The following is a 20,539-nucleotide window of genomic DNA, read 5'->3' on the forward strand; positions in this document are numbered from 1 at the left end:
GTGTTGATCGGTCTGCCCCCGGAATCTCGCGACGACGAGCCGCGTGGGGCGCGTGCACATTTTCTTCAAGTGTTCCTCTCCCAGCGCTCGCAAATGGAAGCGCTGGTCACTCGCCGTGTCGGTTGCCGGGCGACGGCAGCCGACCTGGTTCAGGATCTGTTTCTGCGTTTCTGGCGGCGTCCGCTGGTGCAGGTGGAAGAACTCAGCACCTACCTGTTGCGCTGCGCCGGCAACATTGCCATTGACCATCTGCGCAGTGAAGGCACGCGGGTGCGCGTCAACGAGGGCTGGCAACCTGAAGAGCCGGACAGCCGGGGCAGCGAACCGCAAGCCGCGCTAGAAGCGGGCAATGATCTGCGTCATGTCGAAGCGGCGTTGCGCGCTTTGCCCGAGCGCACCCGGCAAATCTTTTTGCTCAATCGCATTCACGGGCGCAAGTACGCGCAAATCGCCAAGGCCATGGGCCTGTCCCAAAGTGCCGTCGAAAAACATATGATGCGCGCCCTCGAGGCCTGCAAGGCCAGCCTGCGCGAACCCGCGCCACGCCTGCCAGGGAAAGCACCGTGAATCCTTCAGAGCCCATCATCCCGACCCTTGCGCAGGAACAGGCCGCGTTTGCCTGGCTGAGCCTGTTGCATGATCGGCCTAGCGCTGGCGATCAACTCACGTTCAGCCAATGGCTGCGCGCTGATCCCGCCCACGCCGAGGCCTATGCGCAGGCGCAAGTGGTCTGGGAATTGAGCGAAGGCCCCGCGCGAACATTGGCCGATGAGCAGGCGTTGGCGCTACAGGGCTACCTCAATGCGATGGATCGCCCGCGCCGTTCGCTGCTTTTGCGTGGGGGCGGGGCTTTGGCGATGGCCGCGTGCCTGCTGTTGATGGTCAGCCTCGGTACGGGGTGGCAGCCGCAGCGCTGGTTCGATGATCTGGGCGCTGACTATGTCTCGGCGCCCGGTGAGATTCGCACCGTGACCCTGGCCGATCAATCGCAAGTGACCCTCGATGCCGACAGCGCCATCGCGGTGGACTTCAGCCATGGCGAGCGTCATGTGCAATTGCGTCGCGGTGCCGGTTTTTTCAGCGTCACGCACACTGGCGAGCCGTTTGTGGTCGAGGCCCGCAAGGGCGAGGCGCGGGTGCTCGGCACGCAATTTGAAGTGCGTCTGCAACCCCATGGCGCGCAGGTCACGGTGTTGTCCGGGCGGGTCGGGGTGACGGCAGATCGCGATGGCGAGCAGCAGATTCTTACGGCCGGCCAGCAAGTGGCCTACGGTGAAGGTGCTGCGCAAAAACTCCACGCCGTCGACAGCGAGGCGCAGCTTGCCTGGCGTCAGGGCTGGCTGACTTATTACAAGTCGACGCTGGGCGATGTGGTGGCGGATCTGCGTCGCTATTACCCCGGACGAATTGTGTTGCTCAACGATGAACTGGCGGCGCGCAAGGTCAGTGGCAGTTTTCCGAGCAGGGATGCGCAGGCTGTGCTGAGTTCGCTGCAAGGGGTGTTGGGGTTTGAGCAGCATCAGGTGCTCGGGCAACTGATCATTGTGCGTTGAGGTCACTGGCCTCTTCGGGAGCAAGCCCCTTCCCACAATTTGAAATGTGGTGCCCTTGGGGGGGGGCTCCCGAAGGCGTCGGCACATCCTCCAAAAATATTTTCAAAATTGTGGTGAGGTAAACCCGAGCCCCATCCGTGTAGTGACTGAAACTGCGAGTCATTCGCATCCGTTGCGGTTCTACACAGGTCATTGAGCAATGAAGTCCAGGGCAAAGTCGGGTTCGGTCAAACAGTGGTTCGGTGCGTCGGCGTTGAGTTTATCGGCATTGGCGTTGTTGCCGATGAGCGTGGCGCTCGCCGCTGAAACCACCAGCAGTCAGGCGCAAAAGCAGTTCAGTTTCTCCCTGGCCGCCCAACCGCTGCCGCAAGCCCTGAGCGATTTCAGCCGTGTCACCGGGCAGAGTGTGGTTTACACCGATGAAGCGCCCTACGGCCTGAACGCTCCGGCGGTCAACGGCCAGATGAGTGCCGAGCAAGCCTTGCGGCGCCTGCTCACCGGTTCCGGCTTGAACGGGCGCCGCACCGACAGCCACACCCTGGTGCTTGAACCACAACCCGCTGGCGGTGCGTTGAACCTCGGCGCCACCACCATCACGTCGGTGCGCGACGAGTCGATGAGCTACCAGCCGCCGCACACCAGTTCGGTGATGCGTTCTTCGGCGTCGCTTCAGGAAATCCCGCAGACCGTCAACGTCATCCCGGCCCAGGTCATTCGCGATCAGGCGCCGCGCAATCTCGACGATGCGCTGGCCAACGTCAGTGGCATCACCCAGGGCAACACCTTGGGCAGCACTCAGGACTCAGTGATGACCCGCGGTTTCGGTGATAACCGCAACGGCTCGATCATGCGCGACGGCATGCCATTGGTGCAGGGGCGGGGCATGAACGCCACCGTGGACCGGGTCGAAGTGCTCAAGGGGCCGGCGTCATTGCTTTACGGGATTCAGGACCCGGGCGGCGTGGTCAACATGGTCAGCAAGAAGCCTGAGCTGACTCAGTACAACGCCCTGACCCTGCGCGGCTCGACCTACGGCGAAGGCAAGAATGGCAGCGGCGGCACCTTCGACAGCACGGGTGCGCTGGGCGAATCCGGGCTGGCGTATCGTCTGGTGATCGATCACGAAGACGAGGATTACTGGCGCAACTTCGGCACTCACCGCGAAACCCTGATCGCCCCGTCGCTCGCCTGGTTCGGCGAACGGACCAAGCTGTCCTTCGGCTACGAGCATCGTGAATTTCTCACGCCGTTCGATCGTGGCACGGTCATTGATCCACGCACCAACCACCCGCTGAACATCTCGCGCAAGGAGCGTCTCGACGAGCCGTTCAACGATATGGAAGGGCGTTCGGACTTGTATCACGTCGAAGCCGATCACGAACTCAACGACGACTGGAAAGCCCACTTTGGCTACAGCTGGAACCGCGAAACCTACGACGCCAGCCAAGTCCGTGTCACAGCGATCGACACCAACAAAGGCACGCTGACCCGCAACATGGATGGCACGCGCAACGCGATCACCACCGACCGTTTCACCACGGCCAGCCTCGAAGGCAAGGTCAACGTGCTGGGCATGCAGCATGACCTGGTGTTTGGCGTCGATGACGAGTACCGCAAGATCTACCGTGCTGACCTGATCCGCCAGAAAAGCCTGAGCACCTTCAGCTACGTCAACCCGGTGTATGGCCGTGAAGTCGAAGGCACCACGGTCAGCGCGGCGGACAGCGCGCAGACCGATCTGCTGCGCAGCGACTCGGTGTTTTTGCAGGACTCGATCCACCTTGATGACCAGTGGATTCTGGTCGCCGGTGCTCGTTTTCAGGCGTACGACCAGTACGCTGGCAAAGGCGTGCCATTCAAGGCCAACACCGACAGCAATGGCCAGAAATGGGTGCCGCGCGCAGGTCTGGTGTATCGCTACACCGATGAGCTGTCGTTCTATGGCAGCTACACCGAATCGTTCAAACCCAACTCGACCATCGCCCCGCTGAGCGGCAGCAGCACCGTGCTCGACGGCAGCATTGCGCCGGAAGAGGCCAAGTCGTGGGAGCTGGGCGCACGGCTGGACATGCCGGGGCGCATCACCGGCAACATCGCGCTGTTCGATATCAAAAAACGCAACGTGCTGGTCGCCAACTCTGAAGGCCCGACGACGATTTACAGCGCTGCCGGTGAAGTACGTTCGCGGGGTCTTGAAATGGATTTGACCGGCCAACTCAGCGACCGCTGGAGCCTGATCGGCAGCTACGCCTACACCGATGCCGAAGTGACCGAGGACCCGACCTACAAGGGCAAACGTCTGCAGAACGTGGCGAAAAACAGCGGCTCATTCTCGGCGGTGTATGACTTCGGCAGTGTGATCGGTGGCGATCAATTGCGCGTGGGTGCCGGGGCGCGGTATGTCGGCGAGAGAGCGGGTAACGCGGTGAATGATTTCGACCTGCCGAGCTACACCGTGGCCGATGCCTTTGCGACTTACGACACCAAGGTAGAAGGGCAGAAGGTCAAATTTCAGCTCAATGTGAAGAACCTGTTTGATCGCACGTATTACACCTCGTCGGCGAGCCGGTTCTTTGTGTCCATGGGGGATTCGCGGCAGGTATCGTTGTCGAGCACCCTGGAGTTCTGACCTGAAACCGCGTCATCGTTCTTCGCGAGCAAGCCAGATTTCACAGGAGGGAATACATTTCCAAGTGTGGGAGCGGGCTTGCTCGCGAAGGGGCCATGACAGGCGATAAAGACTTTGGCACTAACGCAAAAACGCCTGCCGATACTCCCCGGGCGTCCCGCCCGAAATCTGCCGGAACCTATTGGCGAAATGACTGGCGCTGGCAAACCCGCACGCCAGCGCAATCTCACCCAACGGCAACGTTGTATTGCGCAGCCATTCCCGCGCCCGGCTCAGACGTCGCGCCAACACGTACTGATGCGGTGGCAGTCCGAAACTCACGCGAAACATCCGTGCAAAGTGGTACTCCGACAGGGCACACAACCCGGCCAATTGCCCAAGGCTGATGGGCTCGGCCAACTGCGCATCAATGAACTCCACCAATTGTCGGCGCTGGTGCGGCGCCAGCCCGCCCTTGAGGCGCAAGCCCTGACGAACACCAACCTGACTGAGCAAGGTATGGCTGATCAATTCATGAGCAAGGCTACTGGTCAGCAAACGTTCGGCGGGTTCGTCCCAGTTCAGCGTCAGTAACTGTCGGAAACGTTGCGCCTGGTGTGGGTCTTCAAGAAAGGTCTGCTCGCGCAACTGCATCTGTCGCGGTTCGCGATCAAGCAAGGTGATGCAACCAAGGGCAAATTGTTCAGCGCTGAAATACAAGTGTGCCAGGCGGATATCGCCGTTGATGACCCAGCCCGATTCGTGATCGGCCGGCAGGATGCACAACTTGTCCGGGCCACCCTTGTGCCCCGGTTGACCGCGGCGAAACGTGCCGGTGCCACCGGCGATGTAGCACGACAGGGTGTGATGACTCGGTGCTTCGTATTCCTGGGCGTCGTGGTGGTTGGTCCACAGGGCCGCAGACAAACCGTCGCCGAGCTCGGCGCTGTGCAGCAGGCGAGAGTTCGGCGAGCGGTTAAGCGCCTGGAAGACTTGCAGGTTATCGATGGCGGACATGATCGGTTCTCTTCAACGCCTTGCATCGTACTCCGTAGCCGTCCCGCTGCCAGCCGGCCGCCCGACAAAAGCGCAAGTTTATGCAAGCGCTTGTCACCTGCCGCAACTGACACTCAAGGCCTATCTAGGAGTGTTTACCATGAACCTGTCGTTGTATCTGCTGACGGTGCTGATCTGGGGCACCACATGGATTGCCTTGAAATGGCAATTGGGTGTGGTGGCGATCCCGGTGTCGATCGTCTACCGCTTTGGACTCGCCGCGCTGGTGTTGTTCGTGCTGTTGCTGTTGAGTCGTCGACTGCAACCCATGAACCGGCGCGGCCATTTGATCTGCGTGGCCCAGGGCTTGTGTCTGTTTTGCATCAATTTCATGTGCTTTCTCACCGCCAGTCAGTGGATTCCCAGCGGCTTGGTGGCGGTGGTGTTTTCTACCGCCACGCTATGGAACGCGCTCAATGCAAGGGTGTTTTTCGGTCAGCGTATTGCCCCAAACGTGCTGATGGGCGGTGCGCTGGGCCTGTTCGGGTTGGGCATGTTGTTCTGGCCGGAGTTGGCCGGTCATCACGCCAGTCCGCAAACCTTGCTCGGCTTGGGGCTGGCGCTGTGCGGCACCTTGTGTTTCTCGGCGGGCAACATGCTGTCGAGCCTGCAACAAAAGGCGGGTCTCAAGCCGCTGACCACCAACGCCTGGGGCATGGCCTACGGCGCGGCGATGTTGTCGGTGTGGTGCCTGGTCAAAGGCATTCCATTCAACATGGACGGGTCGCCGCGTTATGTAGGGGCTCTGCTGTATCTGGTGATACCGGGTTCGGTCATCGGTTTCACGGCGTATCTGACGCTGGTCGGGCGCATGGGGCCGGAGCGCGCCGCGTACTGTACGGTGCTGTTCCCGGTGGTGGCGTTGAACGTCTCCGCGTTTGCCGAAGGGTATCAGTGGACGGCGCCGGCGCTGTTCGGACTGGTGTTAGTGATGCTGGGCAACGTGCTGGTGTTTCGCAAACCGAAAGCGGTGGCGCCGCCGATGTCGGGAAAGTTGGTTTGAAATAAAACGAGCGCTGAACTTCAGCGCTCGACTTTCAAGGTGATGTAAATCATGACAGGGAAGATGAAGTCAACGATATGCCGTGCCCAGTCCTTGGCATTCCATGATTGCGAAGTGTCCATGTCAAACCATTCCACCCCCACGGTTTGCAGGCACACGTAATAAATGAATATTGCCGCGAGGATGCCCATGATCGAGAACTTTTTTGCCTCGTGGAATATTTCGGCGGAGGCGTTGATGTTGCGATAGAGCTGATAGGTGCCTATCAGGCACAACACTGTATACGTGACTTCCAGGGTGATAATGAACCAGTAGATCCGGTGATGAATCATCGGCGACTCGATGGCTCGATACTTGATGGTGTCACTGGCAGTGGTGGTGTCCATGCTCAGGATGTGCGCCACGTAAGTGTAGTTTGAATCATAGTCGGTGAAGTTGTGAGTCATCACCAGTAGGCCAAAGAAACTGATGTAAGCCATCAATATAACTTTGCTGTAACGGATAAGTCTGTCGGTGGTCAGGGCGTTCAAGGTTTTAGCTCTCCATTGCATTGTCGATTATTCGACAATTCGGAGAGCTTATAATTTTGTTGTTTAATTAGGTTTGTTGTTCAATTTCAAGTTGTGTATTAAACCAACTAACGGGCAAGTGCCATGGCGCACTTTCCCGTTTTTTCAGCCACGCCAAACTTGCGGGTTTACCAGGTCTTGCGGGCGTTCGCCGAGCAACGCGCTGCGCAAGTTGGCCAAGGCGCGATTGGCCATGGCTTCGCGGGTTTCATTCGTTGCCGAGCCGATGTGCGGCAGGGTCACGGCATTTTTCAATTGGAACAGGGGCGACTCGGCCAGCGGTTCTTTCTCGTACACGTCCAGGCCGGCACCGCGAATCCGGTTGTTTTGCAGGGCTTCAATCAGCGCCGGTTCGTCGACTACCGGGCCACGGGAGATGTTGACCAGAATCGCGCTTGGCTTCATCAGGCCCAGTTCGCGATGGCTGATCAGGTGGCGGGTCTTGTCACTGAGCGGAACGACCAGGCAGACGAAATCGGCTTCGGCCAGCAGTTGATCGAGGCTGCGAAATTGTGCGCCGAGTGCTTGTTCAAGTTCGCTCTTGCGGCTGTTGCCGCTGTAGAGGATCGGCATGTTGAAACCGAAGCGACCACGGCGGGCGATAGCGGCGCCGATGTTGCCCATGCCGACGATGCCGAGGGTTTTGCCATGCACGTCGCAGCCAAACAGCGGGGCGCCGACGCTGGCTTGCCATTGCCCGGCCTTGGTCCAGGCGTCGAGTTCGGCGACGCGGCGGGCGCTGCTCATGATCAACGCGAAGGCGAGGTCGGCGGTGCTTTCAGTGAGCACGTCCGGGGTGTTGGTGAGCATGATCCCGCGTTCGTTGAAGTAGTCGAGGTCGTAGTTGTCGTAGCCGACGGAGACGCTGGAGACCACTTCGAGTTTTGTCGCGTTTTCGAGTTGGGTTCTGCCGAGTTTGCGGCCGACGCCGATCAGGCCGTGGGCGTGGGGCAGGGCTTCGTTGAATTGGGCGTTGATGTCGCCGGCCTTCGGGTTGGGGACGATGACGTCGAACTCTTGTTGCAGGCGTTCGATCATGGCTGGGGTGATGCGGCTGAAGGCCAGGACTGTTTTTTTCATCGTTTTTGGCTCTTGTTCGGGCTTGATGCCAAGCAAGCTAACATTTTTGTTTTGGGGTGTCTTGGCGGCCTCTGGGCCGACCAGGGTTTGGTGGGTGGGGTGAATATCCGGTTTGTTTGTGATGGCGGCTTGAGGTTTCGCCCTTACGGCGACTCACTTTTTTTACAAACGCCTAAAAAAAGTAAGCAAAAAAACGCTTGCTCCTACGTGCGGCCCGCTCGCTGGGGCTCGGGGTGCCTTCGCTCCGGGATCGATCCGGGGGCATCGCTTCCGGTTTGCTTCGCTGCACCTCCTTTCGATGTGTTTGGCTGCGCCAAACGGTCGCTGCGCTCCCACCCCCGGATCAATCCCTCCGCTCAGCCTTCCGACGTCGCCCGTGGATCAAGATCAAGAGCTGCAGCCGAGCTAACGCTCATCCTGTTGAGTGGGGCGGCATTCGCCGCGTGCGGGTTGTCCTTGCCTCCTTTGTAGGAGCTGCCGAAGGCTGCGATCTTTTGATCTTGCTGTTGCTTTTGTGTGGAGTTGGCCTGCCAGCGATGGCGGCCTGACAGCCGATCGATTTTTAGCAGGTTGTATGCGATTCACATTGTAGGAGTGAGCCTGCTCGCGATGACGGTGTGTCAGGCACCTACGATGTTGAATGTGAGCCTGCAATCGCGAGCAGGCTCACTCCTGCAAGGGGTCAGCTGTGTGGCGCGGGTTGGGGGATGTCGACGTTATCCAGTACGCGATTCACGGCCAGTTCCGCCAGCATGATGATCTGCTGAATCGCCAGTATTGTGCGGCGTTGCGGGAGGTCGACGTAGGCGGCGATGTCGCTGCTCATGATGTTGGCTTGGGCCAGTGATTCGCAGGCGTGGACGAGGAGGCTTTCGTTGTCTTGGCCCGGCGCGACCTGAAACATGGTGCTGGGTTTGTGGAAGCGCAGGGTCAGGGCGTTGGGTTTGAGGTAGTGGTCGAGCGCTCGCTCGGCGGCTTCGTGGAATTTCTTCGAATCAGGCGATTCGTAGGGAGAGGTGTTATCCGCTCCGGGCGGATTCGGGCTGTGCTTTTTCATGACAAAGATCCTTTAGATGGAAATGGAGCTGCCATGTTTCGTTTTCCAGGCGAAAGGGTGGCAGCTGTACGCGGACTGGAAAAACCGGCAAAGGATCAAACCCGGCAGACCCGAAGGTCTCCCACGTACAGCCGCCATAACTCAAAAACCGGCGCTGAAAAAGCGCGGCATTATGTCATGTGCTGTGATCCTACGGGTTTTCCAGACCCGGTCGCTGATTCGTCAGCGACACCCAAAGCCTATCCACCGCACTTCCGACGGACAACCTGCAAAACACGTCGGAAAGTTCCGCGAAAAGCCCGAAATGTAGGAGCTGCCGTAGGCTGCGATCTTTTGATTTTTAAACATCAAGGTCAAAAGATCGCAGCCTGCGGCAGCTCCTGCAGGTTTCACGGTGTGTTGAAAATCAGTTGGCTACGCGTGCTCCGGCGAGGCTGCCGCTGAGTTCGTAGGCGGCCAGTTCTGCCTGGTGTGCAGCAAGGATTTCCGGCAACGAGCCGCGCAGGTACTCGACCCACGTCTTGATCTTTGCATCAAGGTATTGCCGCGATGGGTAGATCGCGTACAGGTTCAGTTCCTGCGAGCGGTAGTTGGGCATGACCCGTACCAGCGTGCCGTTGCGCAAGCCTTCGATGGCGGCGTACACCGGTAGAACACCCAGGCCCATACCGCTGATGATCGCGGTTTTCATGGCGTCGGCGGAGTTCACCAGGAACGGGGAGCTGTTGATGGTGACCATTTCCTGGCCTTCGGGGCCGTCGAAGGCCCATTTTTCCAGAGGGATTACCGGGCTGACCAGGCGCAGGCAGGCGTGGTTGAGCAGGTCGCTGGGCTTTTGTGCGCAGCCGTTGGCTTTCACGTAGGCCGGTGAGGCACAGACGATGCTGTAGGTGATGCCCAGGCGTTGCGAGACGAAGCCGGAGTCCGGCAGTTCGCGGGCCAGCACGATGGAGACGTCGTAGCCTTCATCGAGCAGGTCCGGCACGCGGTTGGCCATGGTCAGGTCGAAGGTGACGTCCGGGTGGGTCTTGCGATAGCGGGCGATGGCGTCGATGACGAAGTGCTGGCCGATGCCGGTCATGGTGTGCACTTTCAACTGCCCGGCAGGGCGCGCGTGGGCTTCGCTGGCTTCGGCCTCTGCCTCTTCGACGTAGGCCAGAATCTGCTCGCAGCGCAGCAAGTAACGCTTGCCGGCTTCGGTCAGGGCGATGCGCCGTGTCGTGCGGTTGAGCAGGCGGGTTTGCAGGTGGGCTTCCAGGTTGGAGACCGCGCGCGAGACGTTGGCTGTGGTGGTGTCGAGTTGCACGGCGGCGGCGGTGAAGCTGCCTGCTTCGGCCACACAACTGAAGGCGCGCATGTTTTGCAAAGTGTCCATGGGGTGCTCTCAAGGGAGATGGCAAATTGTGACACGAAGTTTCGGGGGCTGAGACCCCCGACCAACGGATTATCTCGTTAACGGTAACAAAGATTCACAGGAATCCCAGCTTATCGCCGCCAGGTCGCCCCCCTAGAATTGCGCCGTTCCCTATACACCTCCCCCGCCATACCCCTTTCTCAGGAATTCGCAGCTGTGCCGCGTCGCATCAACAGAGCGCTTTTGCCGCTCAGTGTTCTGGCTTTTTCCCTGGCTCTCGGCGGCTGCATCGGTACCGAAGGAATTGCCCCACAGGGCAAAGCGTTGGAGGCCAATGCGCTGGCCACCGACGAGGCCATCGCCCACGCCGCCCGTGACGCCCACTGGCCCACCGCACAATGGTGGCAAGCCTACGGCGACCCGCAACTCAATCGCTGGATCGACCTCGCCGTGCAAGGCAGCCCGAGCATGGCCATGGCCGCTGCGCGGGTGCGTCAGGCCAAAGCCCTGGCCGGCGTCGCGCAAGCGGCCGAGTCGTTGCAGATCAATGGCGAGTCGACCCTCAAGCGTCACAACTGGCCAACCGATCCGTTCTACGGTCCCGGTGATCTGGCCAATTCCACCACTTGGGACAACAACGCTGCGCTGGGTTTGAGCTACGCGCTCGACCTCTGGGGCCGCGAGAGCAACGCCAGCGAGCGTGCTGTGGATCTGGCGCACATGAGCGCCGCCGAGGCGCGGCTGGCGCAGTTGGAGTTGCAGAACAACATCGTGCGCGCCTACATCCAGATGTCGCTGCAGTACGCCCAGCGCGACATCGTCGCCGCCACGCTCAAGCAGCAACAGCAGATTCTCGATCTGGCGCACAAGCGTCTGGACGGCGGGATCGGCACGCACTTCGAAGTCAGTCAGGCCCAAACGCCGTTGCCGGAAACCCATCGACAACTCGATGCGCTGGACGAGGAAATTGCCCTGAGCCGCAATCAACTGGCCGCATTGGCGGGCAAGGGGCCGGGCGAGGGTGCGCAGTTGCAGCGTCCGACCTTGTCTCTCGGCGCTGCATTGAAATTGCCCGGCGCGCTGCCCGCCCAATTGCTCGGCCAGCGTCCGGACGTGGTTGCCAGTCGCTGGCAAGTGGCGGCGCAGGCGCGGGGGATCGATGTGGCGCACGCCGGGTTTTATCCCAACGTCGACCTGGTCGGCAGCCTTGGTTACATGGCCACCGGCGGTGGTGCGCTGGAGTTTTTGACCGGCAAGAAGCTCAACTACAACGTTGGCCCGGCAATCTCGTTACCGATCTTCGACGGTGGACGACTGCGTGCCGAATTGGGAGAAGCGTCGGCCGGTTACGACATCGCCGTGGCGCACTACAACCAGACCCTGGTCAATGCGCTGAAAAACATCTCCGATCAATTGATCCGCCGCGAGTCGATGGACAAGCAACAAGGGTTCGCCGCCGAGTCGGTGGCCGCTGCGCAGAAAACGTACGACATCGCGATGATCGCCTATCAACGGGGCCTCACCGATTACCTCAACGTGCTGAACGCGCAGACGTTGCTGTTCAAGCAGCAGCAGGTGCAACAGCAGGTGCAGGCGGCGCGGCTGAGTGCGCATGCCGAGTTGGTGACCGCGCTCGGCGGCGGGCTCGGTGCCGGCAACGACGTGCCGACTGCCGAACAAACCCAAGCCCCGAAAACCCCGGCCCTTTTACGGTGAACCCAAAACCTGTTGTGCGAGCCTGCTCGCGATGAGGGCGCGTCAGTTGGCTTTTTCGTCGACTGACACACCGCTGTCACTCGCACGCTAGCGCCCACATGTTTTGCGACCTGACTGAACTTCATTGAGCACAATCAAATGACTCCCTTGCCCGCCCCGCTGCGCTGGCTCTACTCCCTGGAATGGCGCCGGGGTGTGTTCGACTGGGCGCGCAGCGATGGCGTGACCTGGGTCTACATCTTCAAGGTGCTGTTCGCCGCTTTCCTGACCCTGTGGCTGGCGATGCGTCTGGAACTGCCGCAGCCGCGCACCGCGATGATCACGGTGTTCATCGTCATGCAGCCGCAGAGCGGTCATGTATTTGCCAAGAGTTTCTATCGCTTCCTCGGCACCCTCGCCGGGTCGGCGATGATGGTCACGCTGATTGCGTTGTTTGCGCAGAACACCGAGTTGTTTCTCGGCTCGCTGGCAATCTGGGTGGGCATCTGCTCGGCCGGTGCCGCACGCTGCCGTAACTTCCGTGCTTACGGTTTTGTGCTGGCCGGCTACACCGCTGCGATGGTCGGTTTGCCAGCGTTGGCGCACCCGGATGGCGCGTTCATGGCGGCGGTATGGCGGGTGCTGGAAATCTCCCTGGGGATTGTCTGCTCGACCGTGATCAGCGCCGCGATTGTGCCGCAGACCGCCAGCGCCGCTATGCGCAACGCGTTGTATCAGCGCTTTGGTGTGTTTGCCTTGTTCGTCACCAATGGCCTGCGCGGGCGAAGCAAAGCGCAAGACTTTGAAGCCAGCAACGTACGGTTCATCGCCGAAGCCGTGGGCCTGGAAGGGCTGCGCAGCGTGACCGTGTTCGAAGACCCGCAAATGCGTCGGCGCAACGGTCGGCTGAGTCGTTTGAACAGTGAGTTCATGGGCATCACCACCCGTTTCAATGCGCTGCATCAGTTGCTCGAACGCTTGCGTGGCTATGACGAAGAACACGTCGTGGTGGCGATCAGACCCGGTTTGCAGGATCTGGCCGAAGTGCTCGATGGCTTCAGTGGCCGTGCCTTGACCAGCCCCGATGCGGCACGGCTGGTCGCGGCGCTGGCGACCTACAAAGAAGGCTTGCCGGCGCGGGTGCGCAGCTTGCGGGCAATCTTTCAGGAGTGCGAGCCGAGCGACGCCGAGCAACTGGATTTTCACACCGCGTACGAGTTGCTCTATCGCTTCGTCGATGACCTGCACAGTTATGCACAGACCCACGCCTCGCTCGCCGATCACCGCCACGAACGCGAGCGCTGGGACGAGTCGTTCACCTCGCAAACCAACTGGTGGGCAGCCGCGGCGTCGGGCATTCGCGCCTCGTTTATTTTGATCGTGCTGGGCAGTTATTGGGTCGCGACGGCATGGCCGAGTGGTGCGACGATGACGCTGATCGCCGCGGCCACTGTGGGCCTGTCCGCCGCCACGCCAAACCCGAAACGCATGGCCTTTCAAATGGCTTGCGGCACCTTCCTCGGCGCACTGATCGGCTTCGTCGAAATGTTTTTCATCTTCCCGTGGATCGACGGTTTCCCGTTGCTGTGCGTGATGCTCGCGCCGGTGATCGTACTGGGCTCGTTCCTGACCTCGCGGCCGCAGTACGCCGGTGTCGGCCTCGGTCTGTTGATCTTCTTCAGCACCGGTTCTGTACCGGACAACCTGACTGTCTACAACCCGTACGCCTTCATCAACGACTACATCGCCATGGTCATGGGCATGCTGGTCTGTGCGGCGGCTGGCGCGATTATCCTGCCGCCCAACAGCCGTTGGTTGTGGCAGCGTCTGGAGCAGGATCTGCGTGGCCAGGTGGTCTATGCGATCAGTGGCAAGCTCAAAGGCCTGGCGTCGAGTTTCGAGAGCCGTACCCGCGACTTGTTGCATCAGGCCTACGGTCTGGCGGCGGGCCAGCCGACCGTGCAAAAGAACCTGTTGCGCTGGATGTTCGTGGTGCTCGAAGTCGGTCACGCGATCATTGAGTTGCGCAAGGAACAGGCGATCTTGCCGGTGCACCCGGCCTATGCCGAATCGCAGCCGTGGCGTCAGGCGATCCGCGTGATGGGCCGGGCGTTGGTGCGGCTGTTCTTGCAGCCCAATCAAAGCAATCTGGAACGCGCACTGGTGGCGGTCGATCACGCGATCAGCCGGGTCGCGGCCACCGATGAGCCGTTCGCACCGCACTTCGACACCTCCGCGCTGCGCCGGGTGAAGAGCTATCTGCACTTCATTCGCACCTCATTGCTCGACCCGCAATCACCGCTTGCTGCGCTCACGCAAGCCAAGCCTGAAGGACTTGCCCATGCCCCGTGAAATCGCTTTCGACGGCGTGTACATGCCGACCATGACCCTGATGTTTTTCATCGCTGCAGCGCTGGCCTGGGCGCTGGACCGGTTTCTCTCAGGGTTCGATCTGTACCGCTTCTTCTGGCACCCGGCGCTGCTGCGCCTGAGTCTGTTTACTTGTCTGTTCGGCGCCTTGGCGCTGACTGTCTACCGTTGAGAACGTACTGATGAAAAAGTTTTTCAGCCTACTCGCGACCCTGCTTGTGCTGGCCCTGGCGTTGTGGATCGGCCGCACGCTGTGGGAGCACTACATGAACACGCCGTGGACCCGCGACGGCCGCGTGCGCGCCGATATCATCAACGTCGCCGCCGACGTCACCGGTGAAGTCATCGATGTGCCGGTGCGCGACAACCAGTTAGTGAAGAAGGGTGATTTGCTCATGCAGATTGACCCGGAGCATTACCGCATCGCAGTGAAACAGGCGCAGTCGCTGGTCGCTTCGCGCAAGTCGACGTGGGAAATGCGCAAGGTCAACGCCCACCGCCGCGCCGATCTGGACAACCTGGTGATCTCCAAGGAAAACCGCGACGACGCGAGCAACATCGCCGACGCTGCACTGGCTGACTACCAGCACGCCCAAGCGCAACTGGAAGCCGCTGAACTCAACCTCAAACGCACCGAAGTGCGCGCAGCGGTGGACGGCTATGTGACCAACCTCAACGTCCATCGCGGCGACTACGCACGCATCGGCGAGGCGAAAATGGCCGTGGTCGACATGAACTCGTTCTGGGTTTACGGCTTCTTTGAAGAGACCAAACTGCCCCACGTACGCGTCGGTGATCAGGCCGACATGCAACTGATGAGCGGCGAAGTCTTGAAGGGGCATGTGGAAAGTATCTCGCGCGGCATCTACGACCGCGACAACCCGCAAAGTCGCGAGCTGATTGCCGATGTGAACCCGACCTTCAACTGGGTGCGACTGGCCCAGCGCGTGCCGGTACGCATTCACATTGATGAAGTGCCGGCGGGGGTGCTGTTGGCAGCGGGGATGACTTGTACGGTGGTGGTGAAGCAGGACGCTGTGGATAACGGATAGACCGCGTGGCTGCCAGCGCTAGCAGGCTCCCACAGAGGTTCTTCGGTGTGACACAGACCTGTGTGTGAGTGAGCCTGCTCGCGACTGAGCTTATCGGTAGAACGTGTTGACTACCCGCAGTCCAGACTCGATGGCTTCGTCCACCGACAATGCTTGATCTTCCATGAGGGCGACGATCCGCGGGTCTGTTGCGATATTCGCGTCAGGCTTTTTCAACTGAGCGGCGCGGTTCAGTACGATGTAGGCCACAACGTCGCCACGGTTTTTGGTGAAGGGCTGCTCGATAGCAGTGCGCATGGTTTGCTTCACATAGTCGTAACGCTCGACAGATGACATGCCCTTGAAGGTGTCCGGATAGTTCTGATAGATATCGGCGGAGTAACGTCCGACGTCTTCTTCGCGTGCTTCAGCGAACAATGTTTTCTTGCTGGTGACCTGGGTGACAAGTTCGCTGTAAAGCTTGTCGCCTTCGGCGATCTGAGCGGCGTTCATCTTGGCTTTCAGGTCAGCGCCCGCCGTGGTGTCTTCGGCTTTGGCCATGATCCTGGTCCAGGCGTAGGCGGCGCTCAGGTTACCCAGTTCCTCGTATTGCTCGATCAATATCTGCTGGGATTCGGCATAGCCATGCAGCGAGGAACGCTCCAGCCAGCGAGTGGCGAGCGCAGCATCTTGCCGGGTCCCGACTTTGCCGTATTTGTAGCTCTCGTACATACCGTATTCCGCGCACCAGTCGTTCTGCGTCGCTGCGTAAGCCATGTAGTTGAAGGCTTCGGTGTTACGTTGGTCGGCGGTCAGGGTTGAGTCATAGCGGGTGGTCATCGACAGGTAGCAAAACGCGCGAGTGTGCTTGGGGGCGGCCATGACCATGCAGGTTTTGGCGTCCTTGTACTCTCCGTTTTCGTACAACCGGTAGCCGACGCCATACAGAATGTCGCTGTCCATCTGCGCGTTGCAATGCTCGTTGGCGGTCACGACCGGCAGCACGTTTTGCAGGGTCAGTTTGGGCAGCGTGTCATTGAGGGGCAGTTCTTTGGTCGCGCAGCCTGCCAGCACCGTGAGCAATGCCAGAGGCAATACGTTGAAGAGTTTCAAGGGATGTTTCCTGATCTGAATTGATGCGTGTGAGCAGAGCTCGCGTCAGGCAGGTCAACAAAGCAGCGACCGCTTCGGGCGGAAACAGTCGGGGAGGGGGAGATCAGTGTTCAGCAATTCCCTTGCTTCGATGCTTGCCCCAGCGACTCCATGCGCTATCGGGTTTCGGGTTCACATGAAGCGTCGGGTACTTCATGCGCGGCGCATTCTACGTAGATCGACCGGTTTGGCCATTTCATCAGTTGTAATCAAAAGTTTCCGCGCAAGCCGAACCGCTTCATCAACGCCGATTCCAGCAACCCCTTGGGCAACAACGTTGCCAGCAACGGTAACGCCCGGCTGCCATTGCCGAGACGGATCAGGCGTGGCGGCTTGCGCTGCTGCACGGCCTTGAGGACCCCGGCGGCAAACTCACTGGCCGGTGTCGGCTTGTCCTGCGAGGCCTTGGCCCGTGCGCGAATGCCTTCACGCAGGGGAAACCATGGCGATTGCTCGTTGATCAACTGCTCAGCCTCATGCCCGGCGCTTTTGGCGAAGCTCGATTGAATCGCCCCCGGTTGCACTTCCATCACGCGAATGCCCAACGGCGCCAACTCCATGCGCAGCGCATCGCTCAGGGCATGCACCGCCGCTTTCGAGGCGCAGTAGGCACCGGCGAACGGCGTGACCAAAACGCCGGAAACGCTGCCGATATTCACCACCAGCCCTTTGCCCCGGCGCAGGGCGGGGAACAGTGCGCGGGTGACACCGATAATGGAGAAAACATTGGTTTCGAACTGGCGCTGCATGGCGGGCACACCGCCGTCGAGCAACGGGCCCATGGCGCCGTAACCGGCGTTGTTAATGAGCACGTCGAGGCTGCCGTGTTGCTGGTTGATCCGTTCGCCGAGTTGTTCCAGTGCCGCGCCGTCGTTGACGTCCAGTTGAATCGCGGTAAACCCGGCGACGCTGAGCGCGGCGATGTCTTCAGGCTTGCGTGCAGTGGCCCAGACTTCAAAACCGGCGCTTTTGAACGCATCGGCCAGCGCACGGCCAATGCCGCTGGAACAACCGGTAATCAACGCAACGGGCATGGCGCATTCCTTGTGCAAAAAAGTGGGGAAGGGGATCAGTCGGAGAAACTGCCCTGCAATCGCTCGGCGCGAAACTCCAGGGTTTGCGGGCGATAACCGGGGCGCAGGGGCGGCATAGGCAGGCAGTCTTCCCAATCAGCGCCGGCCTGTAACTCGCCGGGGCCGCGATAACGCGGGGCGGTGTATTGGTTATCGGCCAGATTCACGGTGTCGCCGGGTGCGTAGGCACCGATGCGCCAGCGCAGTTCGGTCAGTGGCACATCGTTGCCGTTGTTCATCTTCAGTTGCAACGGCCGATCCGCGGGGCATTGTTCCGGTGCGTAGCTGATGCGCATCTCCAGGCGAGCCAATTGCTTGACCTCGCGGTTGTCCAGCCAAACGACCCACATCGCCACCAACCCCAAGCCGATAGCCGCCGCTACGGAGACAGGCAGGGCCTTGGCCGGATAGCGCAACAACAGGATCAACCAGGTGATGATCAGCAAGATGCCGATGAACATGTTTGAACGCTCCTTGAACACGTGCCCACCATCCTACCGAAGGGGCGCGGGAATGGACATTCGGCTGTTAAACCGGGCACCGTCGGTCGGGACTGTAATTTCTGACAGTTGGCAGGGCCGTTCGCCGCTGCTCTGATGTTCGAGGTAAAGGGATGCCGGCGCGGCGCGGCGCGGGCCGGCAGCGATCGCCAATTACTCACAAAGCTATCGGTATGACGCTGGCGGCAATCTGCTCAAATTGATTCACGTCGGTGCACAAAACCCGGGCCATGACCTGCAAGCCGCCCGCTACAGCAATCGCTGTCTGCCCTGGCGCAAGTTACAAGAACATTCGCTATTCGGGCAAGGAACGCGATGCCACCGGTTTGTATGACTTCGGCCATCGCTATTACATCCCGTGGTTGCAGCGCTGGTTGAATCCGGACCCTGCCGGGGCCATCGATGGCCATAACCGCTACCGGGCGATGCGCAACAGTCCTGTGGTCTATCGAGACAGCGACGGACGCAAGCCAGAGAAGAAACTCGATGATCGGGTCTATCACGTTCTAGCCGAGAAAAAACTGGTCAGCCCGATCCAGGCGGCCGGCATGCAACCGGTGCGCAATTATTTTCAGAGCAGTCCGGACCCGAAAGTGCAGGACTACCGACGGCAAATTCCCGTTGAACTGGCAAAGCTGGGGGCCAAAAGCGGCGCGCTGCTCAATACCCATGAGGCCCACGTCAGGGCCGTCGTGATCACCGAAACTTCTCCGCCGTCGGGCCCTGTGATGTATCACGGCGGCGAAGTGCTTTCAGCGGGACTCAGTACGCTCCTTGGCGAAGCGATCGTGCAGGGTGGGAACGTTATAGACCCGCGCGGGAAGAGCAAGCGGTCAAGACTGCCCAGTCCTCTGGGTGAAAGGCTGGCTGAATGTAGAGACCTGCAAAAAAGCCCCCGCCCAACCCACTGCGGATAGGGGACGCAGTGGGCTGGACGAGGGCTTTTTATTGCAGGTCGATCACTGCGCGATGGTTTTCACCGACACGCCGCGTTCGATCGGGGTCGAGCGACCGTAGATGTCTTCGAAACGCTCGATATCGTCTTCACCCAGGTACGAACCGGACTGCACTTCGATGATTTCCAGCGGGATCTTGCCGGGGTTGCGCAGGCGATGCACCGAGGCGATCGGGATGTAGGTCGACTGGTTTTCGCAGAGCAGGAACACGTTTTCATCGCAGGTCACTTCGGCGGTGCCGCTGACCACGATCCAGTGCTCGGCGCGGTGGTGGTGCATCTGCAGCGACAGGCACGCACCCGGTTTGACCGAGATGTGCTTGACCTGGAAACGCCCGCCCATGTCCACCGAGTCGTAAGAACCCCACGGACGATAGACCTCGCAGTGGTTCTGGGTTTCGCTGCGGCCCTGCTCGTTGAGCGTGTTGACCATCTGCTTGACGCCTTGGACCTTGTCCTTGTGGGCGATCATCATGGCGTCCTTGGTTTCGACCACGACGATGTTTTCCAGACCGATCACCGACACCAGTTTGCCGTTGCCGTGGATCATGCAGTTCTTGCTGTCCTGAATGACCACGTCGCCCTTGGTGACGTTGCCGTTGGCGTCCTTTTCGTTGACTTCCCACAGCGACGACCAGCAACCGACATCGCTCCAGCCCGCCGTCAGCGGCACCACGCAGGCGCGCTGGGTTTTCTCCATCACGGAGTAGTCGATGGAGTTGTCCGGGCAGCAGGCGAAGGTGGCTTCGTCCAGCGTGACGGTGTCGGCGTCTTGCTCGCTGCGCTCAAGGGTCAGCAGGCAGGTGTCGTAGATGTCCGGGTCGTGCTTTTTCAGTTCTTCGAGGAAGCGGCTGGCGCGGAACAGGAACATGCCGCTGTTCCAGTAGTAACCGCCGGACTCGACGTACTCGGTAGCGCGTTTCACATCGGGTTTTTCGACAAAGTGCGAAACGCGGCTGACGCCTTCTGGCAACAACGAATCGTTGCTGGACTTGATGTAGCCGTAACCGGTTTCCGGTTTCGTTGCGGGTACGCCGAACAACACCATTTCACCGTTTTCGGCGGCGACGGTGGCCAGAGCCAGTGCGCGTTGCAGGGCTTTCTGATCTTCCAGAACGTGATCGGCCGGCAGCACCAGCATCAGTTCGTCGCGACCTTCATTGACCAGCATCATCGCCGTCAACGCCACAGCCGGCGCGGTGTTGCGGCCGAACGGTTCCATCAGGATGCGCTGGCATTCCAGGTTACGGTTGCTCAACTGCTCGTTGACGATGAAGCGGTGATCCTTGTTGCAGACCACGATGGGCGTGTCCATGCCTTCGAACACCAGGCGTTCCAGGGTTTGCTGGAACAGCGTGTGTTCGCCGGTCAGGGCGAGGAATTGCTTAGGGAACTGTTTACGCGAAAGCGGCCAAAGACGTGAACCGCTACCACCTGACAAGATCACCGGAATCATATTGTTTACTCCATAAAATCGATTGGG

General features: G+C 60.2%; 17 protein-coding genes and 1 pseudogene. 9 read left to right on the plus strand and 9 right to left on the minus strand.

The window, feature by feature from the left end; genetic code table 11:
- The 3 genes from AACY50_RS10345 (at nucleotide 1) to AACY50_RS10355 (ending at nucleotide 4,182) form a co-directional block, all read left to right on the plus strand.
- A complete protein-coding gene (locus AACY50_RS10345) occupies nucleotides 1-567 on the plus strand; it encodes an RNA polymerase sigma factor (RefSeq protein ID WP_221729975.1) in 567 nt (188 codons plus the stop codon).
- Nucleotides 564-1,553, plus strand: coding sequence for a FecR family protein (locus AACY50_RS10350; protein WP_339465840.1), 990 nt, complete (start codon nucleotides 564-566; stop codon nucleotides 1,551-1,553). Before AACY50_RS10345 ends, AACY50_RS10350 begins: the two co-directional genes overlap by 4 nt.
- Nucleotides 1,554-1,752: 199 nt before the next feature.
- On the plus strand, nucleotides 1,753-4,182 hold the full coding sequence (locus tag AACY50_RS10355; RefSeq protein ID WP_339538533.1) for a TonB-dependent siderophore receptor: 2,430 nt from the start codon (nucleotides 1,753-1,755) through the stop codon (nucleotides 4,180-4,182).
- Nucleotides 4,183-4,302: 120 nt separating this feature from the next.
- Here the strand turns inward: AACY50_RS10355 and AACY50_RS10360 are convergent, their stop codons facing one another.
- On the minus strand, nucleotides 4,303-5,178 hold the full coding sequence (locus AACY50_RS10360; RefSeq protein WP_339432050.1) for an AraC family transcriptional regulator: 876 nt from the start codon (nucleotides 5,176-5,178) through the stop codon (nucleotides 4,303-4,305).
- Nucleotides 5,179-5,317: 139 nt separating this feature from the next.
- Between AACY50_RS10360 and AACY50_RS10365 the strand changes: the two genes are divergently transcribed.
- Entirely contained in the window at nucleotides 5,318-6,220 is a 903-nt protein-coding gene (locus tag AACY50_RS10365; RefSeq protein WP_339432051.1) for a DMT family transporter, read from the plus strand.
- 20 nt (nucleotides 6,221-6,240) lie between these two features.
- Here AACY50_RS10365 and AACY50_RS10370 read toward each other — a convergent pair whose 3' ends face one another.
- The 4 genes from AACY50_RS10370 to AACY50_RS10385 all read right to left on the minus strand — a co-directional run bounded on the left by AACY50_RS10370 (nucleotide 6,241) and on the right by AACY50_RS10385 (nucleotide 10,301).
- A complete protein-coding gene (locus AACY50_RS10370; RefSeq protein ID WP_339432052.1) occupies nucleotides 6,241-6,750 on the minus strand; it encodes a DUF2165 family protein in 510 nt (169 codons plus the stop codon).
- 144 nt (nucleotides 6,751-6,894) lie between these two features.
- The gene (locus tag AACY50_RS10375; RefSeq protein WP_339538534.1) at nucleotides 6,895-7,869 is read right to left on the minus strand and encodes a 2-hydroxyacid dehydrogenase; all 975 of its coding nucleotides are present in this window, start codon (nucleotides 7,867-7,869) and stop codon (nucleotides 6,895-6,897) included.
- A gap of 682 nt (nucleotides 7,870-8,551) precedes the next feature.
- Nucleotides 8,552-8,926, minus strand: a complete 375-nt coding sequence (locus tag AACY50_RS10380) for a DUF6124 family protein (protein WP_339432054.1) — start codon at nucleotides 8,924-8,926, stop codon at nucleotides 8,552-8,554.
- A 406-nt stretch (nucleotides 8,927-9,332) separates the two neighbouring features.
- Nucleotides 9,333-10,301 carry a LysR family transcriptional regulator gene (locus AACY50_RS10385; RefSeq protein WP_339432055.1) on the minus strand — a complete coding sequence of 323 codons (969 nt, stop codon included), beginning with the start codon at nucleotides 10,299-10,301 and terminating at the stop codon, nucleotides 9,333-9,335.
- 195 nt (nucleotides 10,302-10,496) lie between these two features.
- Between AACY50_RS10385 and AACY50_RS10390 the strand changes: the two genes are divergently transcribed.
- The 4 genes from AACY50_RS10390 to AACY50_RS10405 all read left to right on the plus strand — a co-directional run bounded on the left by AACY50_RS10390 (nucleotide 10,497) and on the right by AACY50_RS10405 (nucleotide 15,397).
- Entirely contained in the window at nucleotides 10,497-11,996 is a 1,500-nt protein-coding gene (locus tag AACY50_RS10390) for an efflux transporter outer membrane subunit (protein WP_339465850.1), read from the plus strand.
- 138 nt (nucleotides 11,997-12,134) lie between these two features.
- Nucleotides 12,135-14,327 (plus strand): FUSC family protein, encoded by a 2,193-nt coding sequence (locus tag AACY50_RS10395; protein WP_339538535.1) that lies wholly within the window; start codon nucleotides 12,135-12,137, stop codon nucleotides 14,325-14,327.
- Complete coding sequence (locus AACY50_RS10400) at nucleotides 14,317-14,517, plus strand: DUF1656 domain-containing protein (protein ID WP_339494783.1); 201 nt, start codon at nucleotides 14,317-14,319, stop codon at nucleotides 14,515-14,517. Before AACY50_RS10395 ends, AACY50_RS10400 begins: the two co-directional genes overlap by 11 nt.
- Before the next feature lie 10 nt (nucleotides 14,518-14,527).
- Complete coding sequence (locus AACY50_RS10405; RefSeq protein ID WP_339494785.1) at nucleotides 14,528-15,397, plus strand: HlyD family secretion protein; 870 nt, start codon at nucleotides 14,528-14,530, stop codon at nucleotides 15,395-15,397.
- 90 nt (nucleotides 15,398-15,487) lie between these two features.
- Here AACY50_RS10405 and AACY50_RS10410 read toward each other — a convergent pair whose 3' ends face one another.
- The 3 genes from AACY50_RS10410 to AACY50_RS10420 all read right to left on the minus strand — a co-directional run bounded on the left by AACY50_RS10410 (nucleotide 15,488) and on the right by AACY50_RS10420 (nucleotide 18,062).
- Nucleotides 15,488-16,489 carry a sel1 repeat family protein gene (locus tag AACY50_RS10410; protein WP_339432059.1) on the minus strand — a complete coding sequence of 334 codons (1,002 nt, stop codon included), beginning with the start codon at nucleotides 16,487-16,489 and terminating at the stop codon, nucleotides 15,488-15,490.
- A 248-nt stretch (nucleotides 16,490-16,737) separates the two neighbouring features.
- On the minus strand, nucleotides 16,738-17,562 hold the full coding sequence (locus AACY50_RS10415) for an SDR family oxidoreductase (protein ID WP_339432060.1): 825 nt from the start codon (nucleotides 17,560-17,562) through the stop codon (nucleotides 16,738-16,740).
- A 35-nt stretch (nucleotides 17,563-17,597) separates the two neighbouring features.
- Nucleotides 17,598-18,062 carry a multidrug transporter gene (locus tag AACY50_RS10420; protein WP_339432061.1) on the minus strand — a complete coding sequence of 155 codons (465 nt, stop codon included), beginning with the start codon at nucleotides 18,060-18,062 and terminating at the stop codon, nucleotides 17,598-17,600.
- 175 nt (nucleotides 18,063-18,237) lie between these two features.
- On the opposite strand from AACY50_RS10420, the pseudogene AACY50_RS28740 reads away from it, so the two are divergent.
- Nucleotides 18,238-18,574, plus strand: a pseudogene (locus tag AACY50_RS28740) (RHS repeat-associated core domain-containing protein); the annotation flags it as partial.
- Between the two features lie 486 nt (nucleotides 18,575-19,060).
- Here the strand turns inward: AACY50_RS28740 and AACY50_RS10430 are convergent.
- Nucleotides 19,061-20,512 (minus strand): mannose-1-phosphate guanylyltransferase/mannose-6-phosphate isomerase, encoded by a 1,452-nt coding sequence (locus AACY50_RS10430; RefSeq protein ID WP_339432062.1) that lies wholly within the window; start codon nucleotides 20,510-20,512, stop codon nucleotides 19,061-19,063.
- Nucleotides 20,513-20,539: the final 27 nt, after the last annotated feature.

It is taken from the genome of Pseudomonas sp. RA_15y_Pfl2_54 (assembly GCF_963971015.1).
Lineage (GTDB): Bacteria > Pseudomonadota > Gammaproteobacteria > Pseudomonadales > Pseudomonadaceae > Aquipseudomonas > Aquipseudomonas baetica_A.

Excerpts from the sequence above, each read along its gene's own strand:
- AACY50_RS10360 (WP_339432050.1), bottom strand. The coding sequence starts at position 5,178 with ATGTCCGCCATCGATAACCTGCAAGTCTTCCAGGCGCTTAACCGCTCG.
- AACY50_RS10420 (WP_339432061.1), bottom strand. The coding sequence starts at position 18,062 with ATGTTCATCGGCATCTTGCTGATCATCACCTGGTTGATCCTGTTGTTG.
- AACY50_RS10365 (WP_339432051.1), top strand. The coding sequence starts at position 5,318 with ATGAACCTGTCGTTGTATCTGCTGACGGTGCTGATCTGGGGCACCACA.
- AACY50_RS10430 (WP_339432062.1), bottom strand. The coding sequence starts at position 20,512 with ATGATTCCGGTGATCTTGTCAGGTGGTAGCGGTTCACGTCTTTGGCCG.
- AACY50_RS10395 (WP_339538535.1), top strand. The coding sequence starts at position 12,135 with ATGACTCCCTTGCCCGCCCCGCTGCGCTGGCTCTACTCCCTGGAATGG.
- AACY50_RS10385 (WP_339432055.1), bottom strand. The coding sequence starts at position 10,301 with ATGGACACTTTGCAAAACATGCGCGCCTTCAGTTGTGTGGCCGAAGCA.
- AACY50_RS10400 (WP_339494783.1), top strand. The coding sequence starts at position 14,317 with ATGCCCCGTGAAATCGCTTTCGACGGCGTGTACATGCCGACCATGACC.
- AACY50_RS10405 (WP_339494785.1), top strand. The coding sequence starts at position 14,528 with ATGAAAAAGTTTTTCAGCCTACTCGCGACCCTGCTTGTGCTGGCCCTG.
- AACY50_RS10415 (WP_339432060.1), bottom strand. The coding sequence starts at position 17,562 with ATGCCCGTTGCGTTGATTACCGGTTGTTCCAGCGGCATTGGCCGTGCG.
- AACY50_RS10380 (WP_339432054.1), bottom strand. The coding sequence starts at position 8,926 with ATGAAAAAGCACAGCCCGAATCCGCCCGGAGCGGATAACACCTCTCCC.
- AACY50_RS10355 (WP_339538533.1), top strand. The coding sequence starts at position 1,753 with ATGAAGTCCAGGGCAAAGTCGGGTTCGGTCAAACAGTGGTTCGGTGCG.
- AACY50_RS10375 (WP_339538534.1), bottom strand. The coding sequence starts at position 7,869 with ATGAAAAAAACAGTCCTGGCCTTCAGCCGCATCACCCCAGCCATGATC.